Source organism: Pseudoalteromonas sp. S1610 (genome assembly GCF_005887465.1).
GTDB classification, from domain to species: Bacteria; Pseudomonadota; Gammaproteobacteria; order Enterobacterales; family Alteromonadaceae; genus Pseudoalteromonas; species Pseudoalteromonas undina.
This window is the reverse complement of record NZ_PNDI01000045.1, coordinates 26009-40122: the sequence shown is the minus strand read 5'-3', so window position 1 is coordinate 40122 and position 14114 is coordinate 26009. Positions and strand designations below refer to the sequence as shown.

12 protein-coding genes are annotated in these 14114 nt (G+C 39.9%); 4 read left to right on the top strand and 8 right to left on the bottom strand.

What is annotated here, in order from left to right; genetic code table 11:
• Positions 1-129 precede the first annotated feature (129 nt).
• The 3 genes from recG to asnC are packed head-to-tail and all read right to left on the bottom strand — an operon-like array spanning position 130 to position 3455.
• Positions 130-2211 carry an ATP-dependent DNA helicase RecG gene (gene recG, locus CWB77_RS14340; protein WP_138623314.1) on the bottom strand — a complete coding sequence of 694 codons (2082 nt, stop codon included), beginning with the start codon at positions 2209-2211 and terminating at the stop codon, positions 130-132.
• 57 nt (positions 2212-2268) lie between these two features.
• Entirely contained in the window at positions 2269-2955 is a 687-nt protein-coding gene (trmH, locus tag CWB77_RS14335; RefSeq protein WP_010392977.1) for a tRNA (guanosine(18)-2'-O)-methyltransferase TrmH, read from the bottom strand.
• A 41-nt stretch (positions 2956-2996) separates the two neighbouring features.
• On the bottom strand, positions 2997-3455 hold the full coding sequence (gene asnC, locus CWB77_RS14330) for a transcriptional regulator AsnC (RefSeq protein WP_008108204.1): 459 nt from the start codon (positions 3453-3455) through the stop codon (positions 2997-2999).
• Positions 3456-3639: 184 nt separating this feature from the next.
• Between asnC and asnA the strand changes: the two genes are divergently transcribed.
• Positions 3640-4635: an aspartate--ammonia ligase gene (asnA, locus tag CWB77_RS14325; protein ID WP_138623312.1), complete on the top strand. Its 996-nt coding sequence runs from the start codon at positions 3640-3642 to the stop codon at positions 4633-4635.
• 34 nt (positions 4636-4669) lie between these two features.
• Here asnA and CWB77_RS14320 read toward each other — a convergent pair whose 3' ends face one another.
• From CWB77_RS14320 to gmk, 5 genes are all read right to left on the bottom strand, one after another.
• Positions 4670-6274, bottom strand: coding sequence for a flagellar assembly protein A (locus CWB77_RS14320; protein WP_138623310.1), 1605 nt, complete (start codon positions 6272-6274; stop codon positions 4670-4672).
• Positions 6275-6422: 148 nt separating this feature from the next.
• Positions 6423-6815 (bottom strand): deaminase RidA, encoded by a 393-nt coding sequence (gene ridA, locus CWB77_RS14315; RefSeq protein ID WP_138623308.1) that lies wholly within the window; start codon positions 6813-6815, stop codon positions 6423-6425.
• Positions 6816-6827: 12 nt separating this feature from the next.
• Entirely contained in the window at positions 6828-8933 is a 2106-nt protein-coding gene (gene spoT / locus CWB77_RS14310) for a bifunctional GTP diphosphokinase/guanosine-3',5'-bis pyrophosphate 3'-pyrophosphohydrolase (protein ID WP_010392967.1), read from the bottom strand.
• A 127-nt stretch (positions 8934-9060) separates the two neighbouring features.
• Positions 9061-9336 (bottom strand): DNA-directed RNA polymerase subunit omega, encoded by a 276-nt coding sequence (gene rpoZ, locus CWB77_RS14305; protein ID WP_008108220.1) that lies wholly within the window; start codon positions 9334-9336, stop codon positions 9061-9063.
• 125 nt (positions 9337-9461) lie between these two features.
• Positions 9462-10082 carry a guanylate kinase gene (gene gmk / locus CWB77_RS14300; protein WP_010392962.1) on the bottom strand — a complete coding sequence of 207 codons (621 nt, stop codon included), beginning with the start codon at positions 10080-10082 and terminating at the stop codon, positions 9462-9464.
• Between the two features lie 299 nt (positions 10083-10381).
• On the opposite strand from gmk, the gene CWB77_RS14295 reads away from it, so the two are divergent.
• The 3 genes from CWB77_RS14295 to CWB77_RS14285 all read left to right on the top strand — a co-directional run bounded on the left by CWB77_RS14295 (position 10382) and on the right by CWB77_RS14285 (position 14108).
• Positions 10382-12577, top strand: coding sequence for an LruC domain-containing protein (locus CWB77_RS14295; RefSeq protein ID WP_138623306.1), 2196 nt, complete (start codon positions 10382-10384; stop codon positions 12575-12577).
• A complete protein-coding gene (locus CWB77_RS14290) occupies positions 12577-13035 on the top strand; it encodes a hypothetical protein (protein ID WP_138623304.1) in 459 nt (152 codons plus the stop codon). Before CWB77_RS14295 ends, CWB77_RS14290 begins: the two co-directional genes overlap by 1 nt.
• A gap of 113 nt (positions 13036-13148) precedes the next feature.
• A complete protein-coding gene (locus CWB77_RS14285; RefSeq protein ID WP_248530195.1) occupies positions 13149-14108 on the top strand; it encodes an endonuclease/exonuclease/phosphatase family protein in 960 nt (319 codons plus the stop codon).
• Positions 14109-14114 lie beyond the last annotated feature (6 nt).

Sequence of the window (14114 nt, the reverse complement as noted above, 5' to 3'; positions counted from 1 at the left end):
TTCAAAAGAGTCGGGCTTTTTTACGTCTACAGGAAAGTGAAAACACAGGAGCAAGGTGTAGGGAAATAGTTGTGGTATAGGGAATAACTAGTTGGGAAAATTAATATGTGGCTTTATGCGAATAAGTTACTAAGCTTGTGCGTAATTTGACTTGTTGCCTAACCAGCGTTGAATGAGAGGGTCTACATACTGAGGATATTGCTTCAACATCTGTTGTGCTATGGGTCTAATTTGATTTAAGGTTTGCTTATCTCTTGTTAAGTCTGCAATTTTAAATTCTGCTAAGCCGGTTTGTTTGGTCCCAAGAACTTCACCTGGGCCGCGTATTTCTAAATCACGTTCTGCGATAACAAATCCGTCGTTACTATCGCGCAGTACTCCTAACCGTTTCTGAGCGGTATGTGAAAGTGGTGCATGGTATAAAAGCACGCAGTGAGATGCCGTAGCTCCACGGCCTACGCGGCCACGTAGTTGGTGAAGCTGTGCTAAACCTAGGCGCTCAGGGTTTTCGATAATAATCAAACTCGCATTAGGCACATCAACCCCAACTTCGATCACGGTTGTTGCCACAAGTACATGAATTTTACCCGCTTTAAAGTCGCTCATAATGGCTTGCTTTTCCGTAGCTTTCATTCGCCCATGGACTAAGCCAATAGCAAGCTCAGGTAATGCTTCTTTTAGCTGTAATGCACTGTCTTCCGCTGCTTGGCATTGTAGTACTTCAGACTCGTCTATTAGTGTACATACCCAGTAAACCTGTCGACCTTGTTCCTTACAGGCAAGTTTTACGCGACTAATAATGTCATCTCGACGAGTATCAGGAATCGCAACTGTAGTGATAGGAGTCCGCCCAGGTGGTAATTCGTCAATCACTGAGGTTTCTAAGTCTGCATAGGCAGTCATCGCCAGCGTACGTGGTATAGGAGTTGCTGTCATTACTAGCTGATGTGGATAACAATCACCAAAACGGCCTTTTTCACGCAATGATAAACGTTGATGAACTCCAAAGCGGTGTTGTTCATCAATAATGATAAGTACAAGATTGTTAAATTTTACTTCATCTTGAAATAACGCATGGGTACCGATAATCATTTGCGCTTCACCTGAGGCGATCATTGCAAGTGTACTTACGCGCTCTTTACCTTTTGTTTTACCACCTAACCAAGCAACCGTTATTCCAAGGCTTTCAAACCAGCTAGAAAAGTTGATTCCGTGTTGCTCTGACAATATCTCTGTTGGCGCCATTAATGCGACCTGGTAGCCTTTTGCTATCGCAGTTAACGCGCTCAGTGCTGCGACTAGTGTTTTACCAGAGCCAACGTCCCCTTGGACAAGTCGCATCATAGGGTAGGCGTGTTGCATATCTGCTTTAATTTCTGATACCACACGGCTTTGTGCATTGGTTGGCGCAAAGGGTAATTGTGCTAAAAATTGTGTTTCTAATGAATTAGTGGGCTCAAGTTCAACGGCTTTAACTTGTTGTCCCTGTTCTCTTACTTTTAATAAACTTAGATTTTGAGCCAGTAACTCTTCAAATACGAGCCGCTGCTGAGCTGGGTGAGTCCCTTGTTCAAGCGCACTTATATCAACATCATTAGGAGGGCGATGCAGTAATAATAACGCATCACTTAACGGTAGTTGCGATGGTTGCCATTGTTGGGGAAGTAGCTCTTCTACTGCATACTTTTGAAGTAATTCTATTGCCTGTTCACTCAACGCCCTAATAGAGAGCTGCTTTAACCCCTCGGTTGTTGAATAGACTGGCGTAAGTGTTGATGATGTTGATTGTTGTTCAAAAGTGTCGCTAATACTGTATTCAGGATGACTCATTTCAAAGCCAATACGTCCGCGACGTATTTCGCCAAAGCAACGAATTATTTTGCCTGTGCTAAATGCATTTTTTTGTGCTGCGGTAAAATTAAAAAATCGTAGTGTTAACCTACCTGTACCATCATTTATTTGGCAAACCAGCATGCGCCGCTTTCCAAAGGTTATTTGACTGGTTTCAATGGTTGCTTGAACAGTTACGTGGCTATGAGGGGTCAACTCACTAATTGTATAAATACGGGTTCTGTCTTCATACCTAAGCGGCAAATGAAATAGCATGTCCTGTACTGTACTAATACCTAGCTTTAATAGCCGTTCAGCCATTTTAGGACCAACGCCTTTAAGTTCTGTGATTGGGTATTGGCTTAAGCTAGGTTTAGACAATGTAGGCTCAATTCTTATTATTTAGTAAGTTAAGTGTACTGATACACTGTATATGCATCAAGTATGTTTTAACGCCTGCCAAAACTGTTCATCAGCAACAATTTCGCCGTTTTCATCAAGAGCAGGGTAAGGTAGGTTTTTTTGTTTGCATTGCCTTGCAATAATTGGGTGGCAGCCTTCAAAGTACATTGGGTGCTTAATTTCTTCACTCAGCATATTTCTATTGTATAAACCAGCTAGATCACGTTGACGCTGCGCCTCAAATAAAATTAGGGCTGCTGCAACGGATACATTTAACGACTGCACCATGCCTTGCATTGGAATAATGATGTTTTGATCTGCATACTCTAAGGCTTGTGGAGAGATCCCCGTTTTTTCTTGACCGACAATAATTGCAGTCGGTTTAGTGTAATCAATTTCTCTGAAGTCGACAGCATCTTCACTTAAATGCGTCGCTAAAATTTGTACATCAGGATTATGAGCACGCATACTTGCAACGGCATCATCTATGTTTCTGTGAAGATGTGTGTCTAACCAGTTTTTACTACCACCTGAGGTATTATTGGTTAGCCACTTTTGTTTTTCTGGCCACACGGCATGCACATGATGACAACCAACGGCATCAGCCGTTCTAACAATTGCTGATAAGTTATGGTGTTTGTGTACGTCTTCTAAACACACGGTAAGGTCGGTTTGACGACGTGAAAGTACACTTTCGATTCTTTGGTAACGAGTTTGCTGCATTGGAGTCCTCTTTTTCGGCAAATTATACGAGATTTTTCACCTTAAGGCACCACTGTTCGACTAATCGGGTTTTGTAATGAGATCAGGGTTTCGGTTGATTGAATGGCTTCTATTGCCTGTATTTTATTGATTAGTACATCTTGTAGATGATCGATAGAGCGGGTCATTACTTTAATAAAAATACTGTAATTACCAGTGGTGTAATATGCTTCGACCACTTCCTCTAATGATTCTAATTTTATAAGTGTTTGCGGATAATCGCGCGCGTTGTTCAAATTAATACCAATAAAACAACACACATCGTAACCTAATTGCTTTGTATTAATGGTTAGTTGAGTACCTGTGATGATCCCTGCATGTTTCATTTTTTCGATTCGCACATGAATTGTTCCTGCGCTTACACTAAAGCGTTTTGCTAATTCAGCATAAGGTGTACGCGCATTATCCATTAATGCATGCAGAATCTGTTTATCAAGATTATCGATTTGATAATTTTCCATAGATATAGCGGCCTTAAATTATGGTATTAGTTGTTTTTATACCACTTTTTTAATGGTTTTAATATCGTAAGGCTATTTTTATTGTGGGATATTGAATTAAATAGTTTAATTGTTACGATAACCTCATTGAAGCGTAATTTGCGCTAAGTAGTAAATACAATAACTGGGAATGAGGCCAATTATTATGAGTTCACATTATGTGCAGCAGCAGCAGCAAATAAGTAAAGTTAAGCAGTTCTTTTCGCAGCAATTAGAACAAAAACTGGGCTTAATTGAAGTTCAAGCGCCTATTTTGGCTAAAGTAGGCGACGGTACACAGGATAACTTAAGTGGGCACGAGAACGCCGTGGCTGTGAATATTAAAGCGATTGCAGATAGCCGTTACGAAGTGGTGCATTCTCTTGCTAAGTGGAAGCGTAAAACCTTGGGTGAATATGGCTTTTCACAAGGTGAGGGAATTTATACGCAAATGAAAGCGTTGCGACCCGATGAAGATTCACTAAGCCCAATCCATTCTGTTTATGTTGATCAATGGGATTGGGAGCAAGTTATTTGTGAAAGTACGCAGCGTTCTTTATCTACTCTCAAGCAAACGGTTGAAACAATTTACCAAGCTATTAAAGCCACTGAACAATATGTTAGTGCAAGCTTTGGCTTAAGAGTATTTTTGCCAGCTAAAATTACTTTTGTACACAGTGAAGAACTGCGTGAAATGTACCCTGACTTTAGCGCTAAGCAGCGTGAGAAAGCGATTGCTCAAGAATATGGTGCTGTGTTTTTAATTGGTATTGGCGGAGCATTAAGTGATGGTAAAATTCATGATGTGAGAGCGCCAGATTACGACGATTGGTCAACACCAACATGTGATCAGTATATGGGATTAAATGGCGATATTTTAGTATGGAATCCAATTCTTGAAGATGCTTTCGAAATATCATCTATGGGAATTCGAGTGAGCCCTGAAGTTTTGCAAGCTCAATTGGGAATTACCGGTGACGAAGACCGTTTAGAGTTTGATTGGCATAAAGCATTGTTAGAAAGTAAATTTCCTCAAACAATTGGTGGTGGTATTGGTCAGTCTCGCTTGGCTATGCTGTTATTACAAAAACAACACATAGGGCAAGTGCAGGTAGGTGTGTGGCCAGCGCAAACCTATGACAGTGTAGACGGCTTACTATAAAGAATAAGGGGCTGTTACTAACAGCCCCTTATAATTAAGTTTTAAACTCAATTTCTATTTTATTGTTTTCTAACTTAACATTACTTGGTGGAAAGTTGCGAGTTGTTTTAAGTAACTTGTTGAATATATGGATTTCCACTCCAGAATGTAAAACGGTATTTACGGTTAAAATGGCTTCATCGAGCATGGTATTTAGTTTTTGCTCTAAACTCGCTATCTGCTTTTCTAGTTGTTCAGCTTGTTGACTATGATGTATCTGAGTTGATCCAATCTTATTCATGAGCTCGCTTTTTTTATCAGCATCTTTAATTAAATCTGCTTTTTCTAATGCAGCTTGTAAGCTATCAACCTGTTCATTTGCAGCTGTTAATTCACTAAAATATTTATCAATATCTTTGGTCATTTGAGTAGCTGAAGCGGCTAAATTAATTGCCATTTTAGCCCCTGATTCGTTACCAATTTCTCCGGCAATTAGTTTAGTGGCATCTAAAATTTCACCTCCAAATAACTTTCCTTTAGGTAGTTCTGATTGACCAATTTGAATTATATTTTTTGCTTTCATTGAGCTATGGCTGGCTTGGCGGTCAAGCAATATGCTGTTAGCTTCAATGTAGCAATATTGAGAGTGTGAGGCATGCACATCACCTGCGCAAATTATTCTGCAAGACAGTGATTTATCTTCAGGCTTTTGATGGCCAATCACCCCTTGTTTTACAAGTATATCGCCACCGGCGGTTAATTCTCCAGATTCGACTGTACCAAAAACGGTTATGTCACCTGTTGCATTTATCCTCATCCCTGGCTCTACATTTTTACTAACTATTACACTACCTTCAAAGTCGATATGGCCTGTTTTTACAGACACATCGTTAACAGTGAAAATATCGTCAACACGCATTCCGTTATTTATTTCAACAGGCACGCCGGCAATAGTTGAAAGTAATTCCATCGGGTTATTTTTTGATATTTCAGTACCCTCACCTGCAATTAGGGCATGAACTTGCCCTGGTTTGGCTGGTAAAACATCACCTATCACGGTAAACCCTTCTTGACCAGGAGTAGCAGGTTGCTGCTGGATTAGTAATTCACCCGGTTTAACACTTGCTAATTTACCAAAATCACGCATATCAACACTACCATCTTCTTTTAATTTGGGTGCTTTAAGGCGGTCTTTTAAGGTTTTAACCATGGCTTTAAATTTACTATCTTGGCCGTCAGTAGGTAAACGTCCTTTAGCGAGTGGTCCGCTAACTACAGAGCCCGGAGGAAGCTCAAATTGCTTTTGTAAAAGCTGCTCTAAAAATGCTTGTTTATAACCTCTAGCAACATGCGCTTTCACTAATTCTTTTTTAGCTTCATCAAAACTGAGTGTTGCGCCACCTTTGGCGAGAGTGAGCGTGCCAGTGGCTAGCATTTTATCATCGCTGATTTCAACGATTAAGGTTGCATCGTGGCGTGTTGCAACGACTAAGATTCGTTCAGGTGTTGCACTACTGAAATAGTTATTTATGGCGTCATGATCGATTTCACACTCGCTGTAAGGCGATTGTTCAATTGCTTCAATGATAAAAGCAGCACTGGTGGGTGCAGATTTACTCGTATCGAGCAATACATTGCCATTATGAGCAAGCTTAAACACAAGTTATCCTTTTTCTACTACAAAAGTAAGGTTTAATAAAATAACGTGATTACAGAGTGCTAGAATTTTAGTTTTGAGTCAAGAATTCATCAAAGTGTAGCTATAGAATGGGATAAAAGCTATGAGCGGCGCTCATAGCTTATAGAGGTTAGTTTGTTGAAGGAAGTTCCATAATGCCGTCAATTTCTACTTGTACACCTCTAGGGAGTGCACGAACGCCAATAGCTGCACGCGCAGGGTAAGGCTGTTTAAAATATTGGCTCATAACTTCGTTCACAATGGCAAAGTTTGAAAGATCAGTAAGGTAAATATTAACTTTTACTAGGTCTTGAATAGAACCGCCAGCTTCCTCACAAACCGCACTGATATTTTTAAATACTTGATGTGTTTGCTCACTAAAGTCTTCAGAAATAACGTCCATTGTTTCTGGGACAAGTGGTATTTGCCCTGATAAATAAACAGCTGTACCCACTTTTACTGCTTGGCTATATGTACCAATTGCTGCAGGTGCTTTATCCGTTGATATAAATGCTTTATTCATGATGTTCCTATTTTATTTTTTACGATAGACTTTTTGTACATCGGGCATAACACGTATGCGGCGCATAATATTGGCGACATGAATACGGTTTTTAACTGTGATCCCTAAGTCTATCACGTATAAATTACTTTCTTTTTCATCGGTAGCTATTTCTACAATATTGGCCTGCGTAGTGGCGACCACATTGGTTAATTTAGCCAGCGCACCTTGGTGGTTAATGATTTCTACTCTTAAAGCCGCTATATATTCTTTTTCTGGATTATCATCCCATTTTACGACTAGGTATTTCGAACGATCATTTTCCCAACCACGAATATTTTTACACTCTTGGCGATGAACGGTTAAACCTTTACCTTGGCTAACATGGGCAGTAATAGCGTCTCCAGGTACAGGACGACAACATTTAGAATAATTAACCAACATGCCTTCGGTACCAATAATGGTTGCCTTGGCACGCTTTGCGATATCGTTTAAATCATCATTGTCGTTTTGTAATAAGCGTTTAGCAATCAGCATACTCATTAAGTTACCTGAGCCAATCTCTACTAGCAATTCTAAGGTAGAGGAAAGCTCATGCTCTTCAAGCACTCGGGTAATATTTTCAGCTGGCAGGTTATCAAATTTGTTTTCCCCTAGCGCTGAGTCAAGTAAGCGACGACCAAGTAATAACGCTTCTTCATGCTGTTGACTTTTAAGGTAGTTGCGTACGCCTAAGCGTGCTTTGCCAGTAACAATAAAGTTAAGCCATGTTGCGTTAGGGTGAGCGCCTGAACTGGTAATAATTTCTATTGTTTGCCCTGTATCAATGGCTTTACTTAAAGGATAAGGCTTGCGGTTTACACGTGCACCGACACAAGTATTACCTACATCAGTATGAACGGCATAAGCAAAATCAACCGCCGTTGCACCCATAGGAAGTTCAATAATCCGACCATCTGGGGTAAAGACATAAATTTCTTCTGGGAATAGCTCTGTTTTTACATTCTCTACAAATTCAAACGAGGAACCTGCACTTTGTTGTAATTCCAATAAGCTTTGCATCCATTGGCGTGCGCGCTGTTGTGCAGTATGACCCGCATTGTCACCCGACTTTTTATACATCCAGTGAGCTGCGACACCTTTATCAGCCATGTGATCCATATCTAAAGTACGGATTTGAATTTCTACAGGAATACCATGCGGGCCAACTAACGAAGTATGTAATGATTGGTAACCATTAGTTTTTGGTACAGCAATATAGTCTTTAAAGCGGGTTTCAATTGGCTTATATAAGTTATGAGCTACACCAAGTACGCGATAACAGGTATCCATAGAGTCTACTGCAATACGAAATGCGTAAATATCCATGACTTCGTTAAACAGCAGCTCTTTGTTGAGCATTTTTTTATAAATACTGTATAGATGCTTTTCACGGCCTGATACGGTCGCTTTTATGCCAGATTCTTCAAGGCGAGCTTCAATTTCAGTTTGAATATTTGAAATAACTTCTTTGCGATTACCACGCGCTTTAGCCACTTCCGATTTAAGTGCACGATGACGCATAGGGTACAGTGCTTGAAAACCTAAATCTTCTAGCTCATTTTTTATATCATGAATACCTAAACGATTAGCAATTGGTGCATAAATCTCAAGGGTTTCACGAGCAATACGGCGGCGTTTATCAGGACGAAGTGCGCCTAATGTGCGCATGTTGTGTGTTCTATCAGCTAGCTTGATTAAAATAACCCGAATATCTTGGGTCATTGCCATAATCATTTTTCGATAGTTTTCAGCTTGGAACTCTTTTTTATCTTTGAAGCTCAATTTATCAAGCTTGCTCACACCCTCTACGAGTTCTGCTACTGTTTCACCAAATATTTCAGCTAAATCTTGTTGGCTAAAATCGGTATCTTCAATCACATCATGCATGAGTGCTGCCATGAGCGTTTCATGGTCAAGATGCATGCTTGCTAATATTTGAGTGACTTCAACGGGGTGAGTAATGTAAGGCTCGCCACTTGAACGAGTTTGACCCTCATGAGCCTCTCGGGCTACCACGTAGGCTTTTTGAACTAGCTCAACATCGTCTGCTGGCAAGTATTTTGAGATTTTCTTTTTAAGACCTTCAAAAAGATACATTCACACTCCAATGTTCTCGTGAAGCAAATAAGTTAGGATAAGTTACGAATATACGATGAAAACAAAGGATTGCCAACGGCTATAGTTGAAAAACTATGCCGTTAGCTAAATCAGACCGGGCGGTTGATTATTGGTTGCCACCAACAATGGCAGCAACAGCAGCTAGTTCTGCCGCTTCTTGATGTTGTTGTTCTTCACGGTCAATAACATCCATTGAAGAATTATCAACTAAACCAAGTTCGATTTCACGTAAAGCAACAACTGTCGGCTTATCGTTCTCAGGATCTACTAGTGGATCTTTACCACCAACAGCAATTTGGCGGGCACGACGGGCCGCAACTAAAATTAAGTCAAAACGATTACCAATTGCATCTACTGCATCTTCAACTGTTACGCGAGCCATCTTAGCACTCCAAAATAATTTAAAAGCAAAGGCGTAGTTTACTGCACGCAGCAAGTTTCGCCAATAGCCAGTGGTTAATTTTTATCTATTTTAAGGCATGAACCGAAAATTAATCGTAATTTAGATTACTTGAGCAGCTCATTAATTAAAGTTTGATGACGTGTTGTTTGTGCTTTTAGCGTTAATCGCTGTGCAATTACTATGGTTTCTAAATCGCATAGAGCAGTATCAAAATCATCATTCACTACAACATAGTCGTATTCGTTGTAATGAGAGGTTTCTGATTGAGCTTGCGCCATTCGACCTGCAATAATTTCAGCAGAGTCTTGGCCGCGATTATTTAAACGTTGCTCTAGTTCTTGTTTTGATGGCGGAAGAATAAAGATAGTTTTTACGTCGTCCATTATTTCTCGAACTTGGCGAGCGCCTTGCCAGTCAATATCTAAAAATACATCAATACCTGCGGCGAGTTGCTCTTCAATCGCTTGCTTAGAAGTACCATAATAGTTATCAAATACTTGTGCCCATTCAAAAAAATCATCTTTGGCAATCAGCGCTTTAAACTCATCAACTGATACAAAGTGGTAATGTTCTGCATTATTTTCACCAGGGCGCGGTGCGCGAGTGGTGTGCGATACCGATACTTTCATATCAGCATGCTTTTTCAGTAGTGCATTTATTAAGCTAGATTTACCTGCCCCAGAAGGTGCTGATAAAATGAATAAGTTTCCGCGAGAGTGTGCCATGATTTTTTACCTAAAATGAACAAGCACAGCCGTTAAAAAGGCCTGCCTTAATTTTACTATTGTACTTTATTTAATGAAGCTTACTCAACTGCTGCATACTTAGAGCAAATAGCCCGTGTCTAAGAGCATAGATACAGAGAGTTTGTGAAGGTGATTTTTACTCTCGCATAATGCAAAGACATGTGTTGCAACTTGCATATCTAAGTGATGTAATTTTTTATTATTATTTAAATTCAATAGGTTAAAGTTTGGAATGAAGTCTGCATTAGTTCAACTATGTAACTATAGAGGGCTTACGTATGAAATTAACCCATCTCGGAAAAGTTTGCTGTGTATTGTGGCCTTGCACCGTTTTTAGTCAGCCATTTGAGAATTGTCCAAGCCAGGCTTTTTTAATGCAAGATGCTAAAGCACAGTTATACGGTATAGATTTAGTATCGGCTAAGCCTACGGTGTTAGCCGCGACTTTAACGTTTGCTACTGAGGCAAACAATGAAAGCGTAAATGCCATTGGCTTTAATTATAAAGATCAGTATTTGTATGGCTTTAGTCGCCAAGCACCAAAAAGTGTGGTGCAAATAGACAGTAACTATCAAATGGCTCGCTTAAATATCACAGGGCTGCCAGATACTAATTTTTATGTAGGTGACATTCAGGTAACAGGCGATGCAGCAAATCAGCGCGCTTCATATTATGTTTATACTCCTCGGTTTGGCCTTTACGAAATCGATTTAAACTCAGATCTAACCGCTGAAATTAATGCACAGCTTTTACCTAATAGTGCCAACTGGAATTTAGGAATTTATGATTTTGCCTTTCATCCACAAAGTAATTTACTTTATGCAGTTGAATCAAATGGTGATTTGCATGAAATTAACGTTGCTAATAATACCTCTAAATTTATAACTCAGCTCGATATTGGTGATGATACGGGCGCATTTGGTGCCGCTTACTTTGATATTGACGGCCAGTTTTACTTTAGTAATAACAAAAGCGGAAAAATACATAAAGTTGATTTAAGTATTAGCCCCGTAGTTGGCTACACACCAACAGCAAACGTATTTACCTCAGGACCTAAATCTAGTCAAAATGATGGTGCGCGATGCGCTATTGCAGAAGTTGCAGTTACCGATAGTTCTATTGATTTTGGTGATGCTCCTCGTCCATATAACACGAGTCTTGAGCAAAGTGGCGCTCGACACTTATTTGATCCTAGTAGTACTGGCAGTAATCTTATTTACTTGGGTGAGACGGTCGATGGCGAAAATATCAATACGAATGACGATTTAATCAATAACCCCATAGATGACTCTGATGACGGGGTTAGCTTTGTTACCGCGATTGCTGCAGGACAAGATAGCCAAATCATTGTCAACGCCTCAGCTGATAGCTTTTTATATGCTTGGTTTGACTGGGATCAAAATGGTGGCTTTAGTGAATCCGAACGCATGGTAACTAAGTATCAGCTTAACGAAGGTGATAATAGTATTTTAGTTAGCGTACCGAGTAACGTTAAAGCAGGGCAAACATGGGCTCGCTTTCGAGTTACTGATGGTTCTGAGGCATCATTAATTACTGCCACGGGTGGAGTGCTAGGTGGCGAAGTGGAAGATTATCCAATAACCACATTTGCTAGCGCTGTTTATCCTGGTGAAAACGATTGGGTAACGCTTGCCTATGAAGATAAATGGCCGTTTTCAGGCGATTACGACTTTAATGATGTGGTTGTAAATTATCGTACTACGCAGCTGATTGAAGGAAGTAATGTGGTTGGCTATAAAATTGATGGTCAACTTGTTGGAGTGGGCGCAACTTATCACAATGGTTTTGCTGTAAGACTTACAGAAACTACTACTAGCACAACCAATACTATTTTAAGCAGTGAAATTGATGAGCAAAATATCATTTACACTATCAATGGAGATCTGCAACTAGACTCGCCATTAGAAGCAAACCGTGAGCAAGCAATTTTGATTTTCATGCAGGATACTTGGCAACATATTACGAAGCAAGCCGGCTGTGATTACTTTAGAACCGAAAGCAATTGTGACGTAAACAGTAAAGTAACGTTTAGTATGACTATTCCATTAAAAGCAGCTAAAGCGCTAGCGAATGCACCTGGTACACTACTCGATCCGTTCATTTTTGGTAGCGAAGGATTTTATCATGGTGACTTTTTAGTTGGTAAAAATGCAAGAAGCTGGGAGGTTCATCTAAAAAACCAAGCGCCAACAGAGGCTTTCGATAGTAGTTTATTCGCTGTTAATGGTGCAGATGATGCCACTCAGCAAGCCTCTGAGTTATTTTTTCAAACTGAAAATGGCCTTCCATGGGCGATTGAAGTCGGTATGCAGTGGCTACATCCACTTGAAGGGGTAGACATCACCAACGCTTATGATCGTTTTGCTAATTTTGCGCAGTCGTCAGGTCAGCAAGCCCCGCAGTGGTTTAACAGTTACAACGCACCGAGTGTGGTTGTTAAAGGAGAACAGTAATGAATAAATTAACCGTCATCTTATGCTCATTATCACTGTTAACAGCCTGCGGGGGCGGAGGCGATGAAAGTGCAGCACCTGCCCCGACTAATGTAGCTCCACCAGTTGCTGATCCAGTAACAGCTGAGCCCCAAGGAATGGCAAACTTAGTTATCAATAATGACTTTAACTTATCAACAAAATTTAATTTAGCTATTGATGTAGCGCTTTCTAGAGGTGATGAAAGAGCGTATCTGAATATTTGTCAGAAAAAATCGAATGCAGAGCGAGCAGATTACAATAATTGCTTATTTAGAGCCCCTTTAACGCAAGGGGCACTCACAACTACCCTTGCGATGAGCAGACAAGATATAGAGCTAGTAGCGGAAATTTGGTTTTACGATACCAGCACCCAACCACTTGCTTTTACTTGGCAGTTTGATGCTCAAACACAAAACCAACTGTTTGAGATTAGATAACATCAGATTATGTCGAATTCTGGTTAAGTTTTATCGGCTTAATTGATAAAACTCAAAGTTAAGATAAAGAATATACTCAGGTATATTCTTTTTTATTGTAAAAAGGGGCGTTCATGTTCAAGGTTATTTCGAGTAGGCGGTGTAATTCAAGAAGAGGTTATAGCATTGCTGTCATCACAGTAATTGCATTTATGCTAATTGTTGCCGCATTTAATCCGTGGCAATTTTATTACGCTGATTTATTAATATCCTTTCGGTTTCCTTTGTTAGCTGCTGCGTTGTTTTTTGCACTGTTACTGCTTGCGCTAAAAAAACTATGGCTAGGGGGAGTGATTGCGATTATTTGTATTATTAATTTAAGTTCACTGGTGCCGCTGCATTCATTAGAAGTCGCTCCCTCGAAGGCTGCGATAACAGTTAAGCAAATTAATCTAAATTACAATAATCCCTATGTAGACATGCATCTAAAAAACTTACAAAACCAGCAATGGGATGTGCTTGTTTTGCAAGAGTTTAGCGATTTAAACCGGCATTTACTCACGCCTTTTTTAAATAAAGCCAGTTTGTTTGGTTATCGCGAAGTTGAAGGGATCCCTTACGGGATTGTGGTTATTTCGCGTTTACCGATTATACACAGACAGCAAGTTAAATTAGATGGCGACCGATTAGGTTATATAAAGCTTAAGCTATTATTAGATAAGCACCCAATTACCGCTTTTATTGCCCACCCACCTTCACCTAGAACCGCTACTCATTGGCATAATCGTAATCGATTATTATCAGTAATGAACGAGGCGAGTACAAAAGAGATAGATCCTTGGTTTATTGCGGGAGATCTAAATATTGTTCCCTGGTCTGGCTATTTTAATTGGTCTAATGCCCAAAGTTGTTATGCAGCTGCAAATGCATATACCAGCTTTGCACCTACTGCAATAGAGCACACTTTAATGACGGGCTTGCCAATTGACCATTGTATTTTTAATCAAGAGTTTAATTTATCTTCTTTGGAAGTGAGTGAGTTTAAAGGAAGCGATCATAAAATATTAAGTTATACATTAAACTTAAAAAGTTAGATGGAG